The organism is Variovorax sp. GW821-FHT10C12, assembly GCF_059415405.1.
The window spans coordinates 591882-614419 of record NZ_JBWKNE010000001.1; the positions used below are offsets into that span (position 1 = coordinate 591882).

At 69.4% G+C, this 22538-nt stretch carries 23 protein-coding genes and 1 riboswitch; of the genes, 11 read left to right on the top strand and 12 right to left on the bottom strand.

Annotated features, from left to right (window positions below; translation table 11 throughout):
• Nucleotides 1-111 precede the first annotated feature (111 nt).
• Nucleotides 112-402, bottom strand: coding sequence for a hypothetical protein (locus tag AC07OH_RS02790; protein ID WP_495299496.1), 291 nt, complete (start codon nucleotides 400-402; stop codon nucleotides 112-114).
• A gap of 157 nt (nucleotides 403-559) precedes the next feature.
• On the opposite strand from AC07OH_RS02790, the gene AC07OH_RS02795 reads away from it, so the two are divergent.
• Complete coding sequence (locus AC07OH_RS02795; protein WP_495299497.1) at nucleotides 560-760, top strand: hypothetical protein; 201 nt, start codon at nucleotides 560-562, stop codon at nucleotides 758-760.
• 16 nt (nucleotides 761-776) lie between these two features.
• Here AC07OH_RS02795 and AC07OH_RS02800 read toward each other — a convergent pair whose 3' ends face one another.
• Nucleotides 777-1769 carry a Bug family tripartite tricarboxylate transporter substrate binding protein gene (locus AC07OH_RS02800; RefSeq protein WP_495299498.1) on the bottom strand — a complete coding sequence of 331 codons (993 nt, stop codon included), beginning with the start codon at nucleotides 1767-1769 and terminating at the stop codon, nucleotides 777-779.
• Between the two features lie 41 nt (nucleotides 1770-1810).
• Nucleotides 1811-3031, bottom strand: coding sequence for a M20 aminoacylase family protein (locus AC07OH_RS02805; protein WP_495299499.1), 1221 nt, complete (start codon nucleotides 3029-3031; stop codon nucleotides 1811-1813).
• A gap of 128 nt (nucleotides 3032-3159) precedes the next feature.
• Here AC07OH_RS02805 and AC07OH_RS02810 point away from each other — a divergent pair, with 128 nt between their 5' ends.
• The gene (locus tag AC07OH_RS02810) at nucleotides 3160-4131 is read left to right on the top strand and encodes a LysR family transcriptional regulator (RefSeq protein WP_495299500.1); all 972 of its coding nucleotides are present in this window, start codon (nucleotides 3160-3162) and stop codon (nucleotides 4129-4131) included.
• On the opposite strand, the gene AC07OH_RS02815 is transcribed toward AC07OH_RS02810, so the two are convergent.
• The 3 genes from AC07OH_RS02815 to AC07OH_RS02825 form a co-directional block, all read right to left on the bottom strand.
• Nucleotides 4122-5726, bottom strand: a complete 1605-nt coding sequence (locus tag AC07OH_RS02815) for a phospholipase D-like domain-containing protein (RefSeq protein WP_495299501.1) — start codon at nucleotides 5724-5726, stop codon at nucleotides 4122-4124. The two genes, AC07OH_RS02810 and AC07OH_RS02815, sit on opposite strands and share 10 nt — an antisense overlap.
• A 100-nt stretch (nucleotides 5727-5826) precedes the next feature.
• The gene (locus AC07OH_RS02820; protein WP_070095020.1) at nucleotides 5827-6078 is read right to left on the bottom strand and encodes a cell division protein FtsQ/DivIB; all 252 of its coding nucleotides are present in this window, start codon (nucleotides 6076-6078) and stop codon (nucleotides 5827-5829) included.
• An 89-nt stretch (nucleotides 6079-6167) separates the two neighbouring features.
• The gene (locus AC07OH_RS02825) at nucleotides 6168-8264 is read right to left on the bottom strand and encodes a S8 family serine peptidase (RefSeq protein ID WP_495299502.1); all 2097 of its coding nucleotides are present in this window, start codon (nucleotides 8262-8264) and stop codon (nucleotides 6168-6170) included.
• Nucleotides 8265-8371: 107 nt separating this feature from the next.
• On the opposite strand from AC07OH_RS02825, the gene AC07OH_RS02830 reads away from it, so the two are divergent.
• Entirely contained in the window at nucleotides 8372-8641 is a 270-nt protein-coding gene (locus tag AC07OH_RS02830) for a hypothetical protein (protein WP_495299503.1), read from the top strand.
• Between the two features lie 11 nt (nucleotides 8642-8652).
• Here AC07OH_RS02830 and AC07OH_RS02835 read toward each other — a convergent pair whose 3' ends face one another.
• The gene (locus tag AC07OH_RS02835) at nucleotides 8653-8874 is read right to left on the bottom strand and encodes a DUF7661 family protein (RefSeq protein WP_495299504.1); all 222 of its coding nucleotides are present in this window, start codon (nucleotides 8872-8874) and stop codon (nucleotides 8653-8655) included.
• Between the two features lie 109 nt (nucleotides 8875-8983).
• On the opposite strand from AC07OH_RS02835, the gene AC07OH_RS02840 reads away from it, so the two are divergent.
• Nucleotides 8984-9301: a hemagglutinin gene (locus tag AC07OH_RS02840; protein ID WP_447743386.1), complete on the top strand. Its 318-nt coding sequence runs from the start codon at nucleotides 8984-8986 to the stop codon at nucleotides 9299-9301.
• Between the two features lie 11 nt (nucleotides 9302-9312).
• Here the strand turns inward: AC07OH_RS02840 and AC07OH_RS02845 are convergent, their stop codons facing one another.
• Nucleotides 9313-10032, bottom strand: a complete 720-nt coding sequence (locus AC07OH_RS02845; RefSeq protein ID WP_495299505.1) for a hypothetical protein — start codon at nucleotides 10030-10032, stop codon at nucleotides 9313-9315.
• A gap of 111 nt (nucleotides 10033-10143) precedes the next feature.
• On the opposite strand from AC07OH_RS02845, the gene AC07OH_RS02850 reads away from it, so the two are divergent.
• The 5 genes from AC07OH_RS02850 to AC07OH_RS02870 all read left to right on the top strand — a co-directional run bounded on the left by AC07OH_RS02850 (nucleotide 10144) and on the right by AC07OH_RS02870 (nucleotide 14886).
• Nucleotides 10144-11061, top strand: a complete 918-nt coding sequence (locus AC07OH_RS02850; protein WP_495299506.1) for a protein NO VEIN domain-containing protein — start codon at nucleotides 10144-10146, stop codon at nucleotides 11059-11061.
• A 154-nt stretch (nucleotides 11062-11215) separates the two neighbouring features.
• Entirely contained in the window at nucleotides 11216-12517 is a 1302-nt protein-coding gene (locus tag AC07OH_RS02855; protein ID WP_495299507.1) for a UDP-N-acetylglucosamine 1-carboxyvinyltransferase, read from the top strand.
• Between the two features lie 7 nt (nucleotides 12518-12524).
• The gene (locus AC07OH_RS02860) at nucleotides 12525-13022 is read left to right on the top strand and encodes a hypothetical protein (RefSeq protein ID WP_495299508.1); all 498 of its coding nucleotides are present in this window, start codon (nucleotides 12525-12527) and stop codon (nucleotides 13020-13022) included.
• A 103-nt stretch (nucleotides 13023-13125) separates the two neighbouring features.
• Entirely contained in the window at nucleotides 13126-14166 is a 1041-nt protein-coding gene (locus AC07OH_RS02865; RefSeq protein ID WP_495299509.1) for an NAD(P)H-dependent flavin oxidoreductase, read from the top strand.
• 42 nt (nucleotides 14167-14208) lie between these two features.
• Complete coding sequence (locus AC07OH_RS02870; RefSeq protein WP_495299510.1) at nucleotides 14209-14886, top strand: alpha/beta hydrolase; 678 nt, start codon at nucleotides 14209-14211, stop codon at nucleotides 14884-14886.
• On the opposite strand, the gene AC07OH_RS02875 is transcribed toward AC07OH_RS02870, so the two are convergent.
• Nucleotides 14861-15490, bottom strand: coding sequence for a TetR/AcrR family transcriptional regulator (locus AC07OH_RS02875; RefSeq protein WP_495299511.1), 630 nt, complete (start codon nucleotides 15488-15490; stop codon nucleotides 14861-14863). The genes AC07OH_RS02870 and AC07OH_RS02875 overlap by 26 nt on opposite strands.
• A 50-nt stretch (nucleotides 15491-15540) precedes the next feature.
• On the opposite strand from AC07OH_RS02875, the gene AC07OH_RS02880 reads away from it, so the two are divergent.
• Together AC07OH_RS02880 and AC07OH_RS02885 are read left to right on the top strand one after the other, a co-directional pair.
• Nucleotides 15541-16659 carry a DUF2855 family protein gene (locus AC07OH_RS02880; protein WP_495299512.1) on the top strand — a complete coding sequence of 373 codons (1119 nt, stop codon included), beginning with the start codon at nucleotides 15541-15543 and terminating at the stop codon, nucleotides 16657-16659.
• Nucleotides 16660-16802: 143 nt separating this feature from the next.
• Nucleotides 16803-17723 (top strand): DUF3014 domain-containing protein, encoded by a 921-nt coding sequence (locus AC07OH_RS02885; RefSeq protein WP_495299513.1) that lies wholly within the window; start codon nucleotides 16803-16805, stop codon nucleotides 17721-17723.
• Between the two features lie 75 nt (nucleotides 17724-17798).
• Here AC07OH_RS02885 and gcvP read toward each other — a convergent pair whose 3' ends face one another.
• The 3 genes from gcvP to gcvT form a co-directional block, all read right to left on the bottom strand.
• The gene (gene gcvP, locus AC07OH_RS02890; protein WP_495299514.1) at nucleotides 17799-20708 is read right to left on the bottom strand and encodes an aminomethyl-transferring glycine dehydrogenase; all 2910 of its coding nucleotides are present in this window, start codon (nucleotides 20706-20708) and stop codon (nucleotides 17799-17801) included.
• A gap of 58 nt (nucleotides 20709-20766) precedes the next feature.
• Nucleotides 20767-21138, bottom strand: a complete 372-nt coding sequence (gcvH, locus tag AC07OH_RS02895) for a glycine cleavage system protein GcvH (protein ID WP_062474411.1) — start codon at nucleotides 21136-21138, stop codon at nucleotides 20767-20769.
• Nucleotides 21139-21209: 71 nt separating this feature from the next.
• The gene (gene gcvT / locus AC07OH_RS02900) at nucleotides 21210-22382 is read right to left on the bottom strand and encodes a glycine cleavage system aminomethyltransferase GcvT (protein WP_495299515.1); all 1173 of its coding nucleotides are present in this window, start codon (nucleotides 22380-22382) and stop codon (nucleotides 21210-21212) included.
• Between the two features lie 47 nt (nucleotides 22383-22429).
• Nucleotides 22430-22534, bottom strand: a riboswitch (glycine riboswitch).
• Nucleotides 22535-22538 lie beyond the last annotated feature (4 nt).

A 22538-nucleotide genomic window follows, 5' to 3' on the forward strand; every position in this document is an offset into this window, starting at 1 on the left:
GTTCTCGCGGTGAGGGCCGGGGAGCCGGATTACATCACCCCGGATCACCGCATCGGCACAGCCGCGCCCTTGTCGCCGGGCGCGACCTCGAGGCGATCGCGCGGGCCGGCGTCAGCTGCCGGCCGGATGCGTCGTCGCCTTGCGGCTGCCATCCAGCGAGTACAGCTGCGGGCGGTCTTCCACCGCGACCGCCACCGCGTCGGTGCCGTGCTCCGCGGCGCGCGGTTGCCGGTACAGCTCGTTCTCGAGCCGGCGGGCACGTTCTGCGTACATGCGGGCGAGGGCGCTGTGATGCTCTGCCGCCGCCTGGTGTTCGATGCGTGCCATCTGGGCCTCTTCGAGCAGTGCCGAGGCACGTTTCAAATAGGCCGTGTGGGTGGGCCGAAACAAGAAGTCGAACATGATTTCACACTCCTTTCCGCTGCGACAACGGTGCAATCATTGTGAACGAATGGCCTCCAAATGCCATCGCTTCCTGTGGCTGCGGCGCATCGAAGAAGCGTTCTGTTTCACTTGAGTCAGACAGAATCGGTGGCGAAGAGAGAGGGTTCGATCACCGATGAGCAATGAGGTTCGTTTTTGTCTGGAGTACCGGCTCGCCGAAGGCGGGCCCGCGCAGGCCGTGCAGACCGCCTGGATGGTCGATTCACCGGCCACGCGTGCGCAGATCGAGGAAATGATTGTCAACGCGCGCGCGATGAATGCCGCGCAGGCGAAGTGGTGGGTGGAGGAGCGCCAGGGCGGCGACGCCCCGCTCTGAAACGGGCCGGCGAGCCTCAGTCGCGCATGTTCGCGAACTTCACCAGCGTCGCGTACTTCGCCGTGTCCTCGCGCATGATCTGCCCGAGGTCTTCCTTGCCTGTGGCGGGAATGGAACCGCCTTCTTCCAGCCGCCGGCGGATCGCCGGGTCGGCCAGGCCGGCCTGCAGCGCCGCGCGCAGGCTCTGCACGATGGGCGCGGGCAGGTCCTTCGGGCCCGCGAGCGCGAACCAGCCGCTCAGCTCATAGCCCTTCAGCTGCGGATGCTCGCCGAGCGCCGGCACCTGCGGCAGGCCGGGAAAGCGCTTGGCCGACGACACGCCCAGCGGCACGATCCGCCCGCCCTGCAGGAAGGGCGCCGCGGCGGTGGGCGACACGATCGCGAAGTCGAGCGTGCCGCCGACCAGGTCGCTCGTGAGCGGGGCGGTGCCGCGGTAGGGAATGTGCGTGAGGAACAGGCCCGCGCGCTGCTTGATCTGCTCGCCCACGAAGTGCAGCGTCGAGCCCACGCCCGAGCTGCCGTAGCTGTACTTGCCGGGGTTGCGCCTGGCCAGGGCAATGAACTCATCGAGGTTCTTCACGCCCACCTTCGGACTCGCCACCAGCAGCACGGGCGCGACGGCGAGCAGGCTGACCGGGGTCAGGTCTTTCACCGGGTCGTAGCGCTGTCCGGGGTTCACGAGCACCGTGGCCGCCATCTCGTTGCTGGAGCCGGCCAGCAGCGTGTAGCCGTCGGCCGGGCTGCTCACCGCGCGCTGCGCCGCGACCACGCCCGCGGCGCCGGTCACGTTCTCGACCACCACCGTCGCGCCGAGCTTGGCCGACAGGATGTCCGCCGCCACGCGCGCGGCCATGTCGACCGAACCGCCCGGCGCGTAACCGACCAGCAGCTTGATGGGCTTGGCGGGGTAGGTACCCTGCGCGAACGCGGGGGCGGTGGCACAGAAGGCGGCGGCGCCGAGTGCACTCAAAGCCACGCGGCGTGAAACGGAAGAAGCAAGACGGGTCATCGCGGTTCCAGTACGAAAGAGTGGGAAAGGAAAAGGCCCGCTCAGGCCTGCGCGGCGAGGAAGCGGCGTACCAGCTGCACCCAGTAGCTGGCCGCGATCGGCAGGATCGCGTCGTTGAAGTCGTAGCCGGGGTTGTGGACCATGCAGCCGCCGGTGCGGTGGTGCTCGCCTTCGCCGTTGCCCACGATCAGGTAGCTGCCGGGGCAGCGCTCGAGCATGAAGGAGAAGTCTTCGCTGCCCGTGAGCGGCGCCAGCGGCGGCAGCAGGCCGTCGTCGCCCAGCCAGTCGCGCGCGACCTGCCGTGCGAAGCGCGTGGATTCTTCGTCGTTGACCAGCGCGGGGTAGCGCCAGTGGTAGTCCACCTCGGCCTTCACGCCGAGCGTGATGGCCTGCGCCTGCGCCAGTTCGGTGATGCGCTCGCGCAGCATGGCGCGGATCTCGGGGCGGTAGGCGCGCACCGTGAGGCGCATCTGCACGCTGTCGGCAATCACGTTGGGCGCGTCGCCGCCGTGGATCGCGCCCACTGACACCACCGCCATCTCGCGCGGGTCGACGTTGCGCGACACGATGGTCTGCAGCGCCACGACGATGTGCGCCGCCGCCACCACCGGGTCGGCCGACAGGTGCGGCGCCGAGCCGTGCCCGCCGCGCCCCGTCACCGTGATCGTGACCGAGTCGGACGAGGCCATGAACGAGCCTTCCTTGAAGCCGAACTTGCCCGCCGGAAAACCCGGCATGTTGTGCAGCGCGAAGATGGCGTCGCAGGGAAAGCGCTCGAAAAGGCCTTCTTCCACCATGCGGCGCCCGCCGCCCAGGCCTTCCTCGGCCGGCTGGAAGATCAGGTGCAGCGTGCCGTCGAAGCCGCGCTCCTGCGCGATGACGCGCGCGGCGGCCAGCAGGATGCTGGTGTGGCCGTCGTGGCCGCAGGCGTGCATCTTGCCGGGCACCTGGCTGGCGTAGGGCAGGCCGGTCGCTTCCTGGATCGGCAGCGCGTCCATGTCGGCGCGCAGGCCCAGGCGCCGCGTGCCCGTGCCGCATGTCAGCGTGGCGACCACGCCGGTGCCGGCCAGGCCGCGGTGCACTTCGTAGCCCCACTCGGCCAGGCGCGTGGCCACCAGCTCGCTGGTGACGTGCTCTTCGTAGGCCAGCTCGGGGTGGGCGTGGATCCGGTGGCGCAGGCCGACCATCTCGGGCGCGACCTCGCGCACGGCGGGCAGCACGCTCTCGAGGGCGGCGGCGTTGTCGACGGTGTAGGTCGTCATGGGGGAATCTGTCTCCTTGCTGTCTTGCGGCGAGTCTAGGAATTCGCTGCCCGCTGGGGCAGACAGGCGCCGCCATGCGGGGGCGGGCGCAGCCTGTCGCTGCGGACGGCTGCGGATAATGGGCCGCCATGAAGCTGCACCAGCTCCGCTATCTCGCCGCCGTCGCCTCCGAGGGCAGCATCCGCGCCGCCGCGCGGGCGCTGGGCGTCACCCAGGCCACGGTCACGCAGGGCCTGCGCGAACTCGAGGCGCATGCGCAGGTGGCGCTGTTCACGCGCCACGGCGGCGGCATCGCCTTCACGCCGGCCGGGCTGGAGCTGCTCGAACATGCGCAGCGCGTGCTGGCCCAGCTGCGCCAGGCCGAAGACACGCTCTCACGCCACCGCGACACCGGCGCGCAGCAGCGCCTGACCGTGGCCATCACGCCCTGGATCACGCAGACCCTGCTGCCGCGCGTGGTGTCGCTGTTTCGCGAAGACCTGCCGCACGTGCAGCTCGAGATGTTCGACGGCCTCTCCGCGCTCAGTTACCCGCGGCTGCGCGAAGGCAGCCTGGACCTGCTGATCGGCCGCATCGGCCCCGACGAGGCGATGCAGGGGCTGCAGGCGCAGCCGCTGTTCCGCTACGACATGACGGTGGTGGCGCGCCGCGGCCATCCGCGGGCCGGCGCGCAGTCGATGGCCGAGCTGCTGCAGGACGACTGGGTGCTCAACTTCACGCCGGGCGAGGGCGCGAGCTTTCTGGACAACCTGTTCCGCCAGCACGGCCTGGCCGCGCCCGTGCAGCGCATCCAGCTGGCCCATTCGCCGTCGATGATGCTGGGCCTCGTGCGCAAGACCGACATGCTCACCTTCTGCCCCTGGCCGCTGGTGGAAACCGAGAGCCTGCGCCATGCGCTCGTGACCCTGCAGCTGCGCGAGCGTTTCCACAGCAACGTCGTGGGCATCGTGCGCCGCGCGCAGGAGGCGCCGTCGCACGCGGCGGCGCGCTTCATCGCGCACTTCCTGGCGCAGCTGCCGGCGTGGCAGGCCTCGGACGATCCGGAGCTGCGGCGGGTGCTGCACTCGGTGGATTTCATCGAGGCGGCGCCTCACCCGTGATAGTCGCTCCACGACATGCGCACCATGCCCGGCGGCGTGGGCGCGCCGGCTGAGGCCAGCGTCACCGGCGGGTCGTCGTCCACGCGGCTTTTGGCGCGCGAGTCCCAGTCGTCGAGAAAGACCTGCTGGTAGTACTGCGCCACATCCTCGTTGTGGATGATCAGCCCGGCGTCGCGGTTGCGGAGCACGCCGTCGCCCGACCAGTTGGTGCTGCTCACCAGCACCGCCCGGCCGTCCACGACGATGCCCTTGTTGTGGATGCTGCCCTGGACGCGGAAGACGTCCTGGTTGCAGCCCGCCTCGACCAGCTTGCGGATGTTGTCGGCCGCGCTGGTGCTGCCCAGGATGATGCGCAGGTCGAGGTCCGGCTCGGTGCTGCGCTGTGCGAGCTTGCGCAGCAGCGCGCGAAAGTCCGCGTCCTTGTCGGCATCGCTCCAGGTCATGTAGGCGAACTGCAGGTACAGCGAGGTCTGCGCGCTGTCGATGAGCGCATTGATGTGCGGCAGGTAGTTGTCCGGCGTGAGCACGGGCTGGACTTTCACCGTGGTCTTCACCGCCGGCAGCCGCGCGGGTTCGACCGGCACGACGGGCCCCGCGAAGGCCACGGCCTGTTCCAGCAGGTGGTCGAGTGGAACGAACACGTCGGGCAGCGTGAGCTTGGGCGCCATGTCCAGCGCCGCGTCGGCCGCGCCGTCGGCTTCTTCCTTCTCGGAGGCCTTGAGGTCGTGCAGGATGTACTTCTCGAACACCTTCGAGAGCACGGCGTCGCTGCAGATCACGTGCCACTCGCGGTTGCCCTTGCTGAACATGCCCTTGGCCTGCGCGGGCGTGGCCACGGGGTCGATGTCGGGCTGGCTGCGCTTGCTCCAGTTGCCGCTGGAGAGCCAGAAGGCCTTGTGGTCGCGCACCGCCACTTTCTCGTGGTACGCGCTGGCGAAGCGGCGGCCCTTGCCGCACTGCACGAGCCAGGCCCTGAAGTCGGCCTCCTGCTGCAGCTTGCGCAGCTTCTTGCGGATGACCTGCTCTTCTTGCGTCATGCCGTCGTCCCAGCTCAGCGCCGCCGCGATGCCGCCGTCGCGCACGAGGTCGATGAAGACTTGGGCGATGTGGTCGGCGTTGAAGTCGTACATCGCCACCGAGAGCGACCGCGTCGTGCCCTCGAGAAAAGGCCGCAGCACCGGCCACCCCGCGTCGGGGCCGACGTGGCACAGGAAGGGCTGCTTCACGTTGTAGACCTTGTCGATGGGCTGGCCTGCAGGCGGCTTGTAGACGAGGTCGACGGCCGCTTCGGCGAGCGCGTTCACCGTGTCCTCGAAGTCCGCGCTGGCGGCCAGCTGCCGCGCGGGGTCGGCCTGCATCACGCAGACGCGGTAGGGGCCGAGTTGCCGCGGCGCGCGTTCGGCCACGGGCACTTCCGACAAGGGCCGCTTGCGGTCGACCAGCACGATCACGGCGGGCTCGCGCAGGAAGCGGCCGTCGACCAGCGGAAAGCCCGGCTCCGCCGCCACGTAGCCGGGCAGGGCGGCCAGCTGCGCCTGGTGGGTGGCGATCACCGACCGGACCGCCGCGCGCGCGGCATCGTCGAGCACTTTCATGGAAGCTCCTTGGGCTGGGTGGTGGGGCACGCGTGTGCGGGCACCTGCCGGCATGGCATGCGCGAAGGCAGCGACCCGGGTGGGTCGCTTGTCAGGGGAGTCAGGAGATGTTGGGCAGCCGGCGCGACAGCTCGACCGACTCGACGGCCGGGTCGGCCTCGAGCTGCTGGAGCTTGTCGAGCGGAATCTCGGCCGAGAACAGGCCCGGCGAGATGTCGGCACGCGCGGCGATGTAGTCCGGGCGCTCGGCGCCCTCGCACAGCTTGACCAGCACGACGACGCGCTCGCCCGACACCGGCGCGGGGGCGGCCGAAAAGTCGAGCTTCTTGAGCGAGCGCAAATCGATGGGCATGAGAGGGCAGATGGGGGCGGGAACACAGATTACACCCCCCGCTCGGGTTCGGCACAACCGCACCGGGCGTGGGGGTCATGGCCGGATCGTCAGATCGCGCCGCTGCTGGCCCGGCCATCGCCGCGCTGCGGGTCCCAGCCGGCCGGCCCCGCGCCGGGCTTGACGCCTGCCTTCAGCCTGGCGCGGATGTCGGCGATGGTCAGCTTCTTTCCCGCTTTGTGGGCCTTGGCCAGCATCAGCGCGACCAGCCCCGTCACCGCCGGCGCCGCCATGCTGGTGCCCGACTTCTTCACCATGCCGTCCTTCGTGCGCGACTGCGCGGCCTTCACCTGCACGCCGGGTGCACTGACCTCGGGCTTGGGCCGGCCGTCGCGCGTCGGGCCCGCGCTCGAGAAGCTGGCGGCGGGCTCGCCCGTCTTGCGGGCGTCGTAGGCGCCGACCACGATCGACAGCTTGCCCGTCGACAGCGAGCCCAGCAGGTGCGACTTCACCGGCTGGCCGAAGTACGACTGGCCGCTGTCCAGTCGCTCGAGCCACGCATGGAACGGCACGTCGTCGGCGGCCAGGGCGTGCAGTCGCACCTTGAACTCGCCGTCGGGCCAGTTGGGCGCGAGCCAGATGCCGATCACGTTGTCCTTGTTGTTCGGGTCGGTGATGCGGCTGCTGAGGAACGCGGCGATCTCGCCGTTGCCTGCACCGAGCGGAAAGTTCTCGCCCGGCGCCACGCTGGCCAGCACCTCGCCGTCGGGGCCGAGCAGTTCGGCGCGCAGGCGCTGGCTGCCGCCGTACCAGAGCTCGAACTCGCCGCCCTTGCCATTGACCAGGGTCCACGACACGTCGAGGTGCCCGTTGCCAGGCACCGTGCCCGCCGTGTGCGTGTTGTCTTCCTGCGAATTGCCGGCCGCCAGCACGATCGCGCGGTTGGGCTTTTGCGACACGAGCGCGTCGAAGCCCTGCTCGACCAGCGAGGTGCCGTCGTGCGGGCCGCCGTTGGTGCCCAGGCTCAGGTTGACGACGCAGGGCCTGTCGCCCGCGCGGTCGAAGATGAACTTCACCGCTTCGAGCATCTGCACCGAATCGCCGAAGGAGCTGAACACGGCGTTGTGCCCGGTCCAGGCGATGTCGCGGGCCGACATCTCGACGAAGATCAGGTCGGCCTTGGGCGCCACGCCGGGTTGCAGCGACCCCCGGCCGTTGCCGCCGGCGATGTCCATCACATGCGTGCCGTGCGAACCCGGGCTGCCCGGCATGCCCGCGCCGGGGTCGTAGCCCAGCGCCTTGTACGGGTCGGCCTTCTTCAGCGCCTTGTCGATGTCCGCTGCCTCGAAGAGCCGGCCGTAGCCGTAGGGGCTGTTCGCCTTGGCCGGCGCGCCCTGCTGCCACAGGGCCAGGAGGCGCGTCTTGCCGTTGGCCTTCAGGAAGTTCTGGTGCGCGAAGTCGCCGCCCGAATCGACCACGCCGATCACCACGCCGGCGCCGCCCGCCGTGCCGGCGAGCGCGGGGTTGTCGGCCTGCACGCCCATCGACGCGATGGTGTTGTTCAAGGCCGGCAGTACGGGCTGCGAGGCCTTCATGCTGAGCACGGCCGGATGCTGGCGAATGACTTCTGCCTTGCCCAGCGGAATGCGGCCCGTGACGAGCACCGTGCCATCGTCGGCGGTGCCGATGTCGGAGCCCGCATCGACGTCGGGAATGTCGGCCCACTCGGCATGGCTGGTGACACGCGCCACCACCGGCACCGAGTCGCCGTCGGCGGACGAGATGGGCATGCTCTGCTTGCCCGCGCGGCGGTTCATCACCGCCAGCTGCAGGCGCGGGTCCATCGAGGTCTCGACGTCCATCGGCAGGCGTTGCAGTTGTGCGAGCCCGAAGGTCGACACCGGCGAGAGCCGCGTGCACAGCGCGTCGGCCGTGCCGGCGAGCGCGGCGGTGAGGGCGGGGGACGCCTCGCCCGGCAGGTGGCCCGCGGCGGGCGCATCGGCGTGGGCCGACTGCGCCACCATTGCCGCGGCCATCTCGGGCGGGAGATCGACCCAGCTGTTGAGCAGCTTGATCTGCCCGCTCACGTGCAGCCGCACGCTGCCCGACGACAGCGCCGGCGTCAGCACCCCGTGCGGCATCCTGGGGACTTTCGTATCAGCGGGCGATTGCTTCTTCGCGGCGACGCGCTTCTTGGCTGGGGCCATCGGTCGGATCTCCTTGCGCAGGGGGACGGACGAGTACCGCGAGGTGTAGCAGATTGCCGTGTCATCTGTCACCCCGGCTTGGGCAAGGAGGCGGTCAGAATCGCCGCATGAAAGTGGTGTTCAAGCTTCTGTTCGCGTACCTGGTGGCGAGCCTGCTGTCGACGGCTGTTGCGCTGGCTCTTTTTCCGCTGCACGCGCATGTGCCTGCGGTGGTGGTGCTGCTCGCGTTTCCGCTGGTGCCGTGGACCTTGCTTGGCAACCTCGTGAGTGAGGGCTTCAGGGCCCGGGAGGTGGGGCCGCTGTTGGTGTTCGTGCTGGCGTTCGGCGGCGTGGCCTGGCTGATGTTGCGCACGTCATCGAAGGCCGCGCAGCGATAGCAACGCCGGGCTCACTTCGCGACGATCTCGAAGACATCGCCGTTCGTCGGCGTCGCGTTCTCGTGGTAGATGTCGTAGAGGTACTGCGCGAGGTCGGCCGGCGCCACGTCCGGAGGAATCGCGAGCTGGGCGAGGCCCAGTTTTCCGTCGGCGCCGACCCAGTGGCTGCGCCAGCGGGCATCGGTCATTTCGACGCGCAGGGTGCGGCCGAACACATTGAAGAGATGGCGCATCGTGGGGGCTCCGGGCATGCACGAAAAGAGATGAGGGGACAGCCACTGTAGCGCCCTCGTCGTATGCACAATGGGCCGAATCGCCCGTCACATCCACTCCAGAGTCCGCATGGCAGACCTCAACGTACGCAAGACCTACGAAGCGGCCGTGGCCGAGCTGGGGCCTGCCGCTGCGCGGATGCTGGCCGATGGTGTGAGTGAAGAACAGGTGGCGCGCTGGATCTTCGCGCAGCGGGACGATCTGAAGCTGCACTACCGCGCGCTGACGCCCTCGCACGAGCTGCAGGCCCTCGAAGCCAGGTCGCACAGCCGCTACGGCAACACGCTGGGCCCGTCGATCGAGCAACTGCGAAGCGCGGGCAAGTCGTGGCGGGACATCATCGATTCGGCGGCGCGGCCGGGGACTCACTACCGCCAGGGCGATTGATCGTTCGTTCGCTACAGGCCGCTGCGCCAACGCCCGGAGCTCGTGCAGACCTCGGCCGGTTCGCCGTTCACCCGGACCTGCTCTTCATCGAGCCGCGACGCGGTGAGCGGATCGACATCGAAGCCGACGCCGAGCAGGCGTGCCACCTGCGCGTCTTCGATCGACAGCTCCCAGGTCAGGAACAGCTGCGTGCGATCGAGCGAAGACGGGAAGTCGGCTGCATCGAAGCCGTGGTCGCTGCCGCGCGGCACGACCGCGTGGGGCTGGCCCGTGTCGAACAGCAGGGCCGTGCCCCGGGTGAGCGGAATGCGATGGCCCGTGACGGGGAAATGCACGTCCAGGCCCTTGTCTTCGCTGAGGAACAGATTGCAGAACGCCGCGCCGCCGTACTGCGCGCCGTCGTGGTGGTAGCGCGCGCCGCGGCAGGCCATCAGGGCGACGTCGCTGGCGGGCAGCAGCGACGCGGGCAGGCCGAGAGTGCCGAGCCAGCCGGACATCGCCTGCACGCACTGCGCGTAGTCGGGCCAGCGCGTGCGTGCGCGGGCCAGCGGCATGGGCTCGACATCGCCGGGTTCGAGCGGCACGTTCGTGGCGATCTCCCGCTGCCAGTCGGCCACGAGGCGCGCCGGGGGCTCGGGCACGTCGAGCAGGGCCGCGTGCACGATGCCGCTCACGCTGCGGCTGCGCAGCGTGTCGCCGTGCCAGAAATAGGAGGTCAGCAGGTCGTGCATGCGGGGGCTTTCAAGGCACGGAGGGTACACGCGGCGCGGCGCCGGGCACCGGGGAGCGACGGCCGATGCGGCATACTCCCACCCCCTCCCAACTCGCCAGAATTCCGCTGAATGGACAAGGAAGTCGACCCCTCCGTGCTCGCCGCCATCGATGAGATGCGGCTCTCCGGACCGCGCCTCACGCCGGTCGAAATCGTCGCCAAGATGGGGGTGTTCGACGCACGCGACAAGCCGTTCGAGCACGCCTGGCTCGCCACCGGCGACAACGTCATCGCCACCATCTGGGGCGAGTACGTGAGCGTGGCGGCCGGTGGCCGCTGGTTCTACTTGGAATCGCTCGACGCCCAGCGCCGCCGCGGCGGCGGCGTGCGCAGCGCCCAGCAGGCGCAGCGCGCCAAGGACCGCCTGGCCCTGCTCAAGCGTACCTTCGACGCCGGCCAGGGCTTCCGCGCCGTGCTGCAGACCAACCGCGTCGCCATCGCCGAGCTCGAGAGCAACAAGAGCGCCAAGGTATCGACCCGCGTGCGCGACGACGCCGAATGGCACGTCGCGAGCTGGGAACCCGAACAACAACTCGCGGTGCTGGTGCGCGGTGCGCGCGGCTGGGCGCCGACCGAGGCCGACATCACGGCCGCCAAGGCCCGTGGCGGCGTCGCGGCGGATGACGACGCCGATGCGGCCCCGGCCGGCCCGACCACGACGGATGCCGTCCAGGCCGCCGCCATGGCCTATGTCATGGGCCATTTCAAGGGCTACGGCTACAACGCGGAAGACGTGACGAGCAAGGCGCTGGGCTACGACATCGAGGTGTCGAACGCCAAGGGCGCGATGCTGCTCAAGGTGGTCGTGAAGGGCACCGCCCCGGCGCTGCCGACCTTCGCGCTCACGCCCGAGGAAAGCCTGTGCGCCGTGCGCGAGCCGCTGTGGCGCCTGCTGGTGGTGGCCGACGCGGGCAGCGCGACGGCAGCGCACAAGATCTACAAGCCGACCGAAGTGGACCAGGCGCCGGGCTTCCAGCGCAAGGCCTGACCGGCCTCCCAGGCAAACGCCGCGGCCGCACCGGCGCGCCGCGGCGTTTCCAAATTCTTACAACTGAGCCCCCGGAAACCCGTCGTTTCCAACGGTAAAGTTCCGCCGTCCGGCGCGAACAGTTCGTGCCTTCGCCCCTTCTGTTCGCCCCTTCATGTCCAACCTCATCGTGCACGGCGGTACGCCCCTTCGCGGCCGCATCGTTCCCTCCGCCAACAAGAACGCCGTGCTCCCGGTGCTCTGCGCCACCTTGCTCACCTGCGAGCCGCTGCGGCTGCACGGGGTGCCCGACATCACCGATGTGCGCAAGATCCTCGACATCTTCCGCACGCTCGGCAGCGAGGTCCGCATGGACCACGAGAGCGGCACGCTCGAGCTGAACCACCGCGGCACCACCTTCGATGCGGCCCGCCACCGCCTGCCCGAGGAGATGCGCTCGTCGATCATGCTGGTGCCGCCGCTTTTGGCGCGCTTCGGCGTGGCGCGGCTGGAAGACAACGTCAAGGGCTGCACGCTGGGCGTGCGCGAGATCGATCCGCACGTCGAGGTGTTCCAGCGCTTCGGCGGCCAGGTGGAGCGCACCGAGGGTTCGCTGCTGGTGTACAGCCCCGTGCGCCTGACGCCCACCGACCACTGGCTCGACTACGCCTCGGTGACGACCACCGAGAACTTCGTGCTGTGCGCGGCCGCCGCGGACGGTGTCTCGACGCTCACCAATGCGGCCTCGGAGCCGCACGTGCAGGAGTTCTGCCGCTTCATGGCCATGATCGGCGTGCGCATCGAGGGCATGGGCACGTCGCGGCTCACGGTGCATGGCGGCGCCAGGCTGGGCGGCGGCGAGTTCCGCTTCGACGAAGACTTCCACGAGATCACCACCTTCCTGGCGCTGGGCGCGATCACCGGCGGCGACGTCGTGGTGCGCAACAGCGCGCCGGGCAACTTTCCGCTCATCGACCGCACCTTTGCCAAGTTCGGCGTGCAGATCGAGCATGCCGGCGGCTGGTCGCGCGCCATCCGCAGCGGTCCGCTGAAGGTGCAGACGCCGTTCACGAGCAACGTGCTCACCAAGGTGGAGGCCGCGCCGTGGCCGTACTTCCCGGTCGACCTGCTGCCGATCTTCATCGCGCTGGGCGTGCGCGCGCAGGGCAACGCGATGTTCTGGAACAAGGTGTACGACGGTGCGCTGGGCTGGACCGGCGAGCTGTCCAAGTTTGGCGCGCACGTGTTCTCGTCCGACCCGCACCGGCTCATCACCTTCGGCGGCCACGCGCTCACGCCGGCGGTGGTCGAGAGCCCCTACATCATCCGCGTGGCGATCGCGCTGTTCATGGTGGCCGCGAGCATCGAAGGCAAGTCCGAGATCCGCAACGCCACGCCGATCCGGCGCGCCCATCCGCGCTTCGTGGAAAACCTGCGCAGCCTGGGCGTGCAGGTGGAGTGGACCAGCGAGGAGTGAAACGGCCGTGATCGTTTCCGTCTCGAACAAGGCCAAGTGGCTGCTGATGCAGCTCGGGCAGCTGGTGCTGATGGTCGGCCTGACTTCGCTGGTGTTCAACTACGCCTACCGCTTCCTGGTCGACCGCACGATCAACACGCCGCTGTTCTATGCGGTGACGCTGCTGCTGGGGCTGGTCGTCATCGTCGCCGTGCGGCGCGACTACCTGTTCGTGTCGCGCTACGAGTTCACGCCCGAGGCCATCGTCGTGCGCACGGCGCTCGGTGCCTCCAAGCGCTTCGGCATGCAGGCGTTCAAGTTCGTGCCCAGCCTGCACAAGACGATCAACCTGCCGGAGCCGAAGGCCTCGCTGTCCTTCGATGTGCAGAACCGCCAGACGGGTCGCCGTGCCCGCAACTACACCTGGACCGGTTTCCCGGTGGAAGACTTCCGCGCGGTGTGTCGCCTGTACGGCTACCAGGACGACACCGATTTCAAGCTGAAGGACTTCGGCAAGGCACGCTGAGCCGGCGGGCGGCTGCGCCCGCGATGACCCCGCAGCCACAGCGCCCACCGGCTTCGCCGGAGAATGCCGTCATTCGACACACGGACACAGGAGCGCACCCCGAATGACGACGTGGCAACAGATCCTCGGCACCGAACTTCCCTTGATCCAGGCGCCGATGGCCGGCGCGCAGGGCAGTGCGATGGCGATCGCGGTGTGCAACGAAGGCGGCCTGGGGTCGCTGCCAGGCGCGATGCTCTCGCCTGATGCGATGCGCAGCGAACTCGCGGCGATCCGTGCGGGTACCGACAAGCCCTACAACGTCAACTTCTTCTGCCACACGCCGCCGGTGCCGAGCGCCGAGCGCGAGGCCGCCTGGCGCGGCGCGCTCGCGCCGTACTACGCCGAGTTCGGCATCGACCCGGCCGCCATTCCGAACGGCCCCGGGCGCAACCCCTTCAGCGCCGAGGTGGCCGACCTGCTGGCCGAGTTCAAGCCGCCGGTGGTGAGCTTCCATTTCGGTCTGCCGCCCGAGCCGCTGCTGGCCAAGGTGCGCGGCTGGGGCGCGAAGGTGCTGGCTTCGGCCACCACGGTGGAGGAGGCGCTGTGGCTCGAAGCAAAGGGCGTCGACGCGGTCATCGCACAGGGGCTCGAGGCCGGCGGGCACCGCGGCCACTTCCTGTCGCACGACCTGACGAAGCAGCTCGGCACCTTCGCGTTGCTGCCGCAGCTGGTGCACGCGCTGAAGGTGCCGGTGATCGCGGCCGGCGGCATCGCGGATGCCGACGGAGTGGCTGCGGCCATGGCGTTGGGCGCGGCCGGCGTGCAGGTGGGCACGGCCTACCTGCTGACGCCCGAGGCCTCGACCAGCGCGCTGCACCGCGCGGCGCTGAAGAGCGAGGCCGCGCGCCACACGGCGCTCACCAACCTGTTCACCGGCCGGCCGGCGCGCGGCATCGTCAACCGCGTGATGCGCGAGCTGGGCGCCATCGGCCCGGCGCCGGAATTTCCGCTCGCCACTTCGGGCATCGCGCCACTGCGCGCCAAGGCCGAGGCGCAGGGCAGCGGCGATTTTTCTCCGCTGTGGTCGGGGCAGAACGCCACCGGCTGCCGCGAGGTGTCCTCGGCCGAGGTCACGCGGGCGCTGGCCAAGGGCTTTCGCTGAGCCGCGCCGTTCGCCCTTCTTTTTTCGAGACCCTTCCGACCCATGACATCGCTCCATCTGCCCCTGCAGTTCCTGCACCATCCCGCACCCTCGGGTGGCCCTGAACCCTGGCTGCTCGTGCTGATGCACGGCGTGGGCAGCAACGAGCAGGACCTGTTCGGGCTGGCGCGCATGATGCCGCCGCAGTTCCACGTGCTGAGCCTGCGCGCGCCGTATGTGCTGTCGCCCGGTTCCTACGCGTGGTTCGAGTTCCAGGTGCTGGCCGACGGCGGGCGCCGCATCGACGAGGAGCAGGAGCGCGAAAGCCGCTTCCTCGTCGGCGAGATGGTCACGTCGGCGTCGCAGCAGCTGGGCATTCCGCCCGAGCGCGTGGTGGTCGGCGGCTTCAGCCAGGGCGGGATCATGTCGCTGTCGCTGCTGCTCACGCAGCCCGAGAAGCTGCGCGCCGCGCTGGTGTGGCACAGCCGGCTGCTGCCCGAGGTGGTGCCGCACATCGCGCCGCCCGAGGCCTTCGCGGGCAAGGCGCTGTGGGTGAGCCACGGCAGCGCCGACAACGTGATTCCGCCGAGCGCCGCGCAGGCCACGCGCGAGCTGGCACGCGGCCTGCCGCTGGCGCTGTCGGGCTCGGACTTCCCGGGCGCGCACGAGATCCGTCCGGCCGAGCTGCAGGGCACGCTGGCGTGGCTGCAGGCGCTCAGCGCGCCGACAGCCGCGCCGTGACCATCGCTTCCATCTCGGCGACCCACGCGTCGTCGATGGTGTCGGGCTGCACCAGCAGCCGGTAGCGGCGCCCGCCCCAGGCGGCGGTCAGCAGTGCCTGCACGGTGGCGGGCGAGGGTGGCGGCTGCAGGTCGCGGCAGGCGGCGAAGGCCTGCGTCCAGCGTGCAAGCAGCTCGTCGTACACGCGCCGGTGGTGCTTGGGCTCGGCCACGCGGTGTTCGAGCATCAGCATCTCGTGGTCGAAGGCGGGCAAGCCGTCGATGCGCGTGTCGCAGGTGAGGCGCACGAGGCGCAGCGTGCGTTCGCGCCAGTCGATGTCCGGTGGCGCGATCACGTCCGCGTCGAGCCGTGCCAGCAGCGCCTCGACGCAGTGGCGCACATAGCCCGAGAGCAGGGCTTCCTTGTCGGGAAAGTAGTCGTAGAAGGTGCCGACGGCGATGCCGGTTTCGAGCGCCACGGCGCGCGTGGTCACGCCCTCCCAGCCCTGCGCGCGCCAAATCCGAACAAAGGCGTCGTAGATGGCCTGCACGGTGAACTTGCTGCGCGCCTGCGTGGGGCGTTTCAGGGGCTTGGAGCGGGGCTTGGAGCGGGGTGCGGCGGGCATGGACCGGGTTTCCGAACCCGCGGCGAAGCGGGCCGTCCTACAGTTTGCGAATGAACAACGCATTCACTTTAACCCGCCTCGAAACGCGCAAGAACGCACTCGGGACCACCCGCATCGTCACTTCGGAAGACGCCGGCAGCCTGCAGCCGGGCGAGGTGCTGATGCAGATCGAGCGCTTCTCGCTCACCACCAACAACATCACCTACGCGGCCTTCGGCGATGCGGTGATGAAGTACTGGCAGTTCTTTCCCACCGGCGACGCCGACTGGGGCCACATGCCGGCCTGGGGCTTTGCCGACGTGGTGGCGTCGAATGTCGAAGGCGTGGCGGTGGGCGAGCGTTTCTACGGCTACTTTCCCATTGCGAGCCACCTGCGCATGCAGCCGGTGCGCGTGACGCCGCGCGGCTTCTACGACGGCGCGGCGCACCGCAGCGAACTGGTGTCGGCCTACAACCAGTACATGCGCTGCAGCCACGACGCGGGCTACGTCGCCGCGCTGGAGGACTACCAGATGCTGGTGCGTCCGCTGTTCATCACCTCGTTCATGCTGGCCGACTTCCTCGAAGACAACGGCTTCTTCGGCGCGACGCAGGTCGTGGTGTCGAGCGCCTCGAGCAAGACGGCGTTCGGCACCTCCTTCTGCCTTGGCCGCCGCGAAGGCCTGCAGCTGATCGCCGCCACCTCCGAAGGCAACCGCGCTTTCGTCGAGGCGCTGGGCTGCTACGACCGCACGGTGGCCTACAGTGAGATCGACACGCTGGCGGCCGACGTGCCCACGCTGTACATCGACTTCGCGGGCCACGACGACCTGCGCGCCACCGTGCACCACCACTTCGGCGAATCGCTGGTGTACGACTGCTACGCGGGTTCGGCGCAGAAGACCGAGTTCCTGGGCGACACCAGCGCGCTGCCCGGCCCCACGCCCAAGCTCTACTTCGCGCCCGTGCAGATCCGCAAGCGCAATGCCGACTGGGGCCCGCAGGAGGTCAACCGCCGCTTCAACGACGCGCAGGGCCGCTTCATCGCCGAGCTGAGCCGCCCGGGCAACCGCTGGATGACGCTGGCGCAGGGCCGCGGCTTCGCGCATGCGCAGGCCGTGATTGCCGACCTGCACGCGGGCCGCGTCGATCCGCGCGAGGCGCATGTGGTGCGCATCGGCGGCGAATGAGAGGCTGATCGACTGAACTTCGATGCGGGTGGGGCGTCACAGGGGGTTACGAGAACGTGGCGATCGTGCGGGCCGTGCAGGCCATCCTGGTGCACCATTGCCTTTCGTCTCCCCACTGCCATCCCGCAAAAAGGAAACCGCCCATGTCCGACGCCGACTCCTCCCGCGACACCCCTGAATTCCGACCCCGCAAGGAAGCGCCGATGGGCACCATCGTCGGCCTGGCGCTGGTCGTGCTGGTGGCGGCTTATTTCGGCTGGCGCTGGTACCAGCAGCAGCAACTGGCGCCGCTGCCGACCGCGCCCGTGGCCGTCGCACCGACCGACGCGCCCCCCGAGCCGCCCAAGGCCGAAGAGCCGAAGGGCCCGCAGAACCCGGTCGAGGCGCTGGCCCCGCCCGATGCCGCGCTGCCCGCGCTGGCCAGTTCCGATGCGCGCGTGATGAAGGCGCTCACCGAGCTGCTGGGCGGCAAGGCCGTCGCGGCCTACCTGCAGTCCGACGGCGTCGTGCGGCGCTTCGTCGCCACCGTCGACAACCTGCCGCGCGAGCAGGCGCCCGCCAGCAAGTGGCCCGTGCAGCCCGCGCCGCAGCGCTTCATCACCGAGGGGCCGCAGCAGGGCGGCGTGCAGACCATCGCGGCGAACAACGCGGCGCGCTACAACGGCATCGTGATGCTGGCCGGGGCTGTCGATCCGGCCAAGGCGGCGGCGGTGTATGCGCGGCTGTACCCGCTGTTCCAGCAGGCATATGAAGAGCTGGGCTATCCGGGCCGCTATTTCAACGACCGCTTCATTGCCGTGATCGACCACCTGCTGCAGGCGCCCGAGCCCACGGGGCCGGTGCAGGTGAAGCTGGTCGAGGTGAAGGGCGACATTCCCTCGCAGCGGCCGTGGGTGCGCTACGAGTACGCCGATCCGAAGCTCGAATCGCTCTCGGCCGGGCAGAAGATCCTGGTGCGCATGGGGCCGGAGAACGAGCGCAAGATGAAGGCCAGCCTGCGCGGGCTGCGCGCGCAGATCGCGACCGGCGAGGTGGCGAAGCAGGCCGGCAAGAAGGCGCCGTAACAGGCGAAGGAAATAAAAAAAGGGGCGCCGCAAGCCATGCGGCGCCCCTTTTTCATTCTTGGCGACCGTGCGCGCTCAGGCCTCTTCGGTTTCCTGGTAGTCGCCCACCGGCACGCAGCTGCAGAACAGGTTGCGGTCGCCGTAGACGTTGTCGACGCGGCCGATCGGCGGCCAGTACTTGGCCTGCTTGAGTTCGGCCAGCGGGAACGCGCCGAGTTCGCGCGAGTACGGGTGGCTCCACTCCGTACCGAGCAGGCTGGCCGCGGTGTGCGGCGCGTGCTTGAGCGGGTTGTCGTCCTTCGACCAGACGCCTTCTTCCACCCGGCGGATCTCGCCGCGGATGGCGATCATCGCGTCGACGAAACGGTCGAGCTCGGCCAGCGGTTCGCTTTCGGTGGGCTCCACCATCAGCGTGCCGGGCACGGGGAAGCTCAGCGTGGGCGCGTGGAAGCCGTAGTCGATCAGGCGCTTGGCCACGTCTTCGGCGGTGACGCCGCTGGTGTCCTTGAGCGGGCGCAGGTCGAGGATGCACTCGTGCGCGACGTGGCCGTTGGGGCTCGCGTACAGCGTGGGGTAGTGGTCCTTCAGGCGGGCGCTGATGTAGTTGGCGCTGAGGATGGCCGTCTCGGTCGCGGCCTGCAGGCCCTTGGCGCCCATCATGCGGCAGTACATCCAGCTGATCGGCAGCACGGCCGCGTTGCCCAGCGGCGCGGCCGACACGGCGCCCACGCCGTTCGAGGGCACGCCGGCCGTGGCATGGCCCGGCAGGTAGGGCACGAGGTCTTCGACCACGCAGACCGGGCCGACGCCCGGGCCGCCACCGCCGTGCGGAATGCAGAAGGTCTTGTGCAGGTTCAGGTGACTCACGTCGCCGCCGAATTCGCCCGGCGCGGCCACGCCGACCAGTGCGTTCATGTTGGCGCCGTCGACGTACACGCGGCCGCCGTGCTCATGCACGAGTTCGCACAGTTCCTTCACGCGGGTCTCGAACACACCATGCGTGCTGGGGTAGGTGATCATCACGGCGGCCAGGTGGGCGCTGTGCTTCTCGCAGGCGCGCTTCAGGTCGTCCATGTCGACGTTGCCCTGCGCGTCGCAGGCCGTCACCAACACCTGCAGGCCCACCATCTGGGCGCTGGCCGGGTTGGTACCGTGGGCCGACGAGGGAATCAGGCAGATGTTGCGGTGGCCCTGGCCCTTGGCTTCATGGAAGGACTTGATGGCCAGCAGGCCCGCGTACTCGCCCTGCGAGCCCGCGTTGGGCTGCAGGCTGATGCCCGCGTAGCCGGTGGCCTCGCACAGCCAGGCGCGCAGCTGCGCGTCGAGCTGGGCGTAGCCCTGCAGCTGGTCGGCGGGCGCGAAGGGGTGGATGTTGGCGAACTCGGGCCAGGTGATGGGGATCATCTCGCTGGTCGCGTTGAGCTTCATGGTGCAGCTGCCCAGCGGGATCATGCTGCGGTCGAGCGCGAGGTCCTTGTCCGACAGGCTGCGGATGTAGCGCAGCATCGCCGTTTCGCTCTTGTGGGTGTTGAACACCGGGTGCGTGAGGAAGGCGCTGGTGCGGCGCAGGTCCTCGGGAATCAGCGGCGTGGTGTTGGCGGCCAGCTCGTCGAAGCGCGGCATCGCGGTGCCGGCGGGCACGAACAGGGCCCACAGGGTTTCGATGTCGGCGCGCGTGGTGGTCTCGTCCAGCGAGATGCCCAGGTGCTGCTGCAGGCGCTGGCGCAGGTTGACGCCGCCGGCCTGCGCGCGCTCGATGATCGCGGCCGTGTCGTCGCCGGTGCGGATCGTGAGCGAGTCGAAGGCGGTGGTGTTCACCGGCTCGCGGCCCATCTGCGACAGGCCCTTGGCGAGGATGGCAGTGAGCACGGCCACGCGCTGTGCGATGCGCGTGAGGCCGTCGGGGCCGTGGTACACGGCGTACATGCTGGCGACCACGGCCGGCAGCACCTGCGCGGTGCAGATGTTCGAGGTGGCCTTCTCGCGGCGGATGTGCTGCTCGCGCGTCTGCAGCGCGAGGCGGTAGGCGGGCTGGCCGTGCGTGTCGACGCTCACGCCGACGAGGCGGCCGGGCAGCGAGCGCTTGAACGAATCGCGGCAGGCCAGGTAGGCGGCGTGCGGGCCGCCGTTGCACAGCGGCATGCCCAAGCGCTGCGTGGTGCCGCAGACGATGTCGGCATCGAACTCGCCGGGGGCGACCAGCAGCGTCAGCGCCAGCAGGTCGGCCGCGACGATGAAGGCGGCGTCGCACTGGTGCGCGTGGCCCGCGAGCGGGCGCAGGTCGTGCACGTGGCCGGTGGTGGCGGGGTACTGCGCGAGCACGCCGAAGAACTCGCCGCTCACCATCAGGTGCGGCAGCGTTTCCGACACGGTGCTCACCTTGACCTCGATGCCCAGCGGCGCGGCGCGCGTCTTGATGACTTCGATGGTCTGCGGGTGGCAGTCGCCCGACACCAGGAACACGTTGCTCTTGCTCTTCACGCTGCGCTTGGCGAGCGTCATGGCCTCGGCGGCGGCCGTGGCTTCGTCGAGCATCGAGGCGTTGGCGATGGCCATGCCCGTGAGGTCGCACACCATCGTCTGGAAGTTGAGCAGGGCTTCCATGCGGCCCTGCGAGATCTCGGCCTGGTAGGGCGTGTAGGCGGTGTACCAGGCGGGGTTCTCCAGGATGTTGCGCAGGATCACGCCCGGCGTGTGCGTGCCGTAGTAGCCCTGGCCGATGAAGCTCTTGAACACCTTGTTCTTCGACGCCAGCGTCTTCAGCTCGGCCAGCGCGTCGGCTTCGGTGACCGGCGCGGGCAGGCGCATCGGCCGGGCACGGCGGATGGCCGCGGGCACGATGCCGTCGATGAGCTCCGCGCGCGTTTCCGAGCCGATCACCGGCAGCATGCGCGCCTCGTCCGCCGCATCGATGCCGATGTGGCGGGCGAGGAATTCTTCGGCGTTCTCTAGTTCTTGCAAAGAGGGAAGGGCGGGAATCGGCATGGCGGTGAAGGCTCGGGGGAGAAGGAACGAAGGTGCGAGGAAACGGCTGTTCAGCGGATCAGGATTCGGCGGCGAACTTGTCGTAGCTGGCGGCGTCGAGCAGGGCGTCGAGCTGCGCGGGCTCGCTCAGCTTGACCTTGAAGAACCAGCCGGCGGCCAGCGGGTCGCTGTTGGCCAGCGACGGGTCGGCGCGCAGCGCTTCGTTGACTTCGGTGATCTCGCCCGACACGGGCATGAACACATCGGCGGCGGCCTTCACCGACTCGACCACACCGGCGACCTCGCCCTGCGCGAAGGTCTTGCCCACTTCAGGCAGGTCGACGAACACCACGTCGCCCAGCGCGTCCTGCGCATGCACGGTGATGCCGACGGTGGCGGCGCCGCCTTCGGCCGCCACCCATTCGTGGTCCTTGGTGTATTTGATGCTCATGAAAAAACTCCTCGTGGAAAAAATGGAATCGGGGTGCAGAGCCTAGCCGGGTCTGCGGTGTTGAGTTGCGGTTAGCCGCGGTAGTAGCGCGTCGGCACGAAAGGCATCGTCGACACCTCCATCGGCACCGGCTTGCCGCGCACGATGGCCTGCACGCGCGTGCCGGGCTCGGCGAAGGCGGCGGCCACGTAGCCCATGGCCACGCAGCGGTCGGCCGTGGGGCCGAGCAGGCCGCTGGTGACGGTGCCGATGTCGTGGCCTTCGAGCGACTGCAGCAGCGTGCCGTCGCGCACCGGGATGCGTTCGAGTGCCACGAGGCCGACGCGCTTGCGCGTGAGCGTCTTGTGGTCGGTGTGGCCGGCCGCGCCCGAGGCGACGGCGGCCAGCTGGGCCAGCACCTTGGCCGCGCCTGGAAAACCGCCTTCGCGCGCACCGCCGGCGCGGCGCACCTTCTGGATCGCCCAGTTGAGCGAGGCTTCGACCGGGGTGGTGGTGGTGTCGATGTCGTTGCCGTACAGGCACAGGCCGGCTTCGAGCCGTAGCGAGTTGCGTGCGCCCAGGCCGACGGGCTTCACCTCAGGCTGCGCGAGCAGCAGGCGGGCGAGGGCGTCGGCGTCTTTTGCGGCCACCGAGATCTCGAAGCCGTCTTCGCCGGTGTAGCCGCTGCGGGTGACGAAGGCGGCGATGCCGCCGATCTGCACTGCGCCGCCGGTCATGAACACGAAGCGCTCGATGCCGGGCGACAGGCGCGCCAGCGTGGCCGCGGCCTGCGGGCCTTGCAGTGCCAGCAGCGCGTGGTCGGGCAGGGGCTGCACTTCGCAGCGCGCGCCGATCCTGGCCTGGATGTGGGCGATGTCGGCCACCTTGCAGGCGCCGTTCACGATCACGAAGAGCGAACCGTTGCCCTCGTTGAAGAACATCAGGTCGTCGAGGATGCCGCCCTCGTCGTTCAGCAGCAGGCCGTAGCGCTGCTTGCCGGCGGGCAGGTCGACCACGTCGACGGGCATCAGGGTTTCGAAGGCGGCAGCGGCATCGGGGCCGACCAGGCGCAGCTGGCCCATGTGCGAGATGTCGAACAGGCCGGCCGCATCGCGCGTGTGCTTGTGCTCGGCCATGAGGCCGGCGGGGTACTGCACGGGCATGGAATAGCCGGCGAAGGGCACCATGCGGGCGCCGAGCTCCACGTGCAGGTCGTACAGCGGGGTCTTGAGAAGTTGGGCGTCAGAAGCGGAAGAAGCGGCCACGGGGCACTCCAAAGGGGCAGTCGAAATCCATGGCTGCAACGCCACGGGCCACCCCTGCTGTCCGCTTTACCTGAGAGATTCGCCCCACGATCGGGGTTTGCTCCTTCGGTGGGCCGCATGCAATGCCACGGCCTCTCTCCAGCAAGGAAACGCCGG

Excerpts from the sequence above, each read along its gene's own strand:
- gcvH (WP_062474411.1), bottom strand. The coding sequence starts at position 21,138 with ATGAGCATCAAATACACCAAGGACCACGAATGGGTGGCGGCCGAAGGC.
- AC07OH_RS02800 (WP_495299498.1), bottom strand. The coding sequence starts at position 1,769 with ATGACCCGTCTTGCTTCTTCCGTTTCACGCCGCGTGGCTTTGAGTGCA.
- AC07OH_RS02795 (WP_495299497.1), top strand. The coding sequence starts at position 560 with ATGAGCAATGAGGTTCGTTTTTGTCTGGAGTACCGGCTCGCCGAAGGC.
- AC07OH_RS02820 (WP_070095020.1), bottom strand. The coding sequence starts at position 6,078 with ATGCCCATCGATTTGCGCTCGCTCAAGAAGCTCGACTTTTCGGCCGCC.
- AC07OH_RS02880 (WP_495299512.1), top strand. The coding sequence starts at position 15,541 with ATGAACAACGCATTCACTTTAACCCGCCTCGAAACGCGCAAGAACGCA.
- AC07OH_RS02855 (WP_495299507.1), top strand. The coding sequence starts at position 11,216 with ATGTCCAACCTCATCGTGCACGGCGGTACGCCCCTTCGCGGCCGCATC.
- AC07OH_RS02810 (WP_495299500.1), top strand. The coding sequence starts at position 3,160 with ATGAAGCTGCACCAGCTCCGCTATCTCGCCGCCGTCGCCTCCGAGGGC.
- AC07OH_RS02815 (WP_495299501.1), bottom strand. The coding sequence starts at position 5,726 with ATGAAAGTGCTCGACGATGCCGCGCGCGCGGCGGTCCGGTCGGTGATC.
- AC07OH_RS02865 (WP_495299509.1), top strand. The coding sequence starts at position 13,126 with ATGACGACGTGGCAACAGATCCTCGGCACCGAACTTCCCTTGATCCAG.
- AC07OH_RS02870 (WP_495299510.1), top strand. The coding sequence starts at position 14,209 with ATGACATCGCTCCATCTGCCCCTGCAGTTCCTGCACCATCCCGCACCC.
- AC07OH_RS02825 (WP_495299502.1), bottom strand. The coding sequence starts at position 8,264 with ATGGCCCCAGCCAAGAAGCGCGTCGCCGCGAAGAAGCAATCGCCCGCT.
- AC07OH_RS02875 (WP_495299511.1), bottom strand. The coding sequence starts at position 15,490 with ATGCCCGCCGCACCCCGCTCCAAGCCCCGCTCCAAGCCCCTGAAACGC.
- AC07OH_RS02805 (WP_495299499.1), bottom strand. The coding sequence starts at position 3,031 with ATGACGACCTACACCGTCGACAACGCCGCCGCCCTCGAGAGCGTGCTG.
- AC07OH_RS02850 (WP_495299506.1), top strand. The coding sequence starts at position 10,144 with ATGGACAAGGAAGTCGACCCCTCCGTGCTCGCCGCCATCGATGAGATG.
- AC07OH_RS02835 (WP_495299504.1), bottom strand. The coding sequence starts at position 8,874 with ATGCGCCATCTCTTCAATGTGTTCGGCCGCACCCTGCGCGTCGAAATG.
- AC07OH_RS02885 (WP_495299513.1), top strand. The coding sequence starts at position 16,803 with ATGTCCGACGCCGACTCCTCCCGCGACACCCCTGAATTCCGACCCCGC.
- AC07OH_RS02790 (WP_495299496.1), bottom strand. The coding sequence starts at position 402 with ATGTTCGACTTCTTGTTTCGGCCCACCCACACGGCCTATTTGAAACGT.
- AC07OH_RS02845 (WP_495299505.1), bottom strand. The coding sequence starts at position 10,032 with ATGCACGACCTGCTGACCTCCTATTTCTGGCACGGCGACACGCTGCGC.
- gcvP (WP_495299514.1), bottom strand. The coding sequence starts at position 20,708 with ATGCCGATTCCCGCCCTTCCCTCTTTGCAAGAACTAGAGAACGCCGAA.
- AC07OH_RS02830 (WP_495299503.1), top strand. The coding sequence starts at position 8,372 with ATGAAAGTGGTGTTCAAGCTTCTGTTCGCGTACCTGGTGGCGAGCCTG.
- AC07OH_RS02840 (WP_447743386.1), top strand. The coding sequence starts at position 8,984 with ATGGCAGACCTCAACGTACGCAAGACCTACGAAGCGGCCGTGGCCGAG.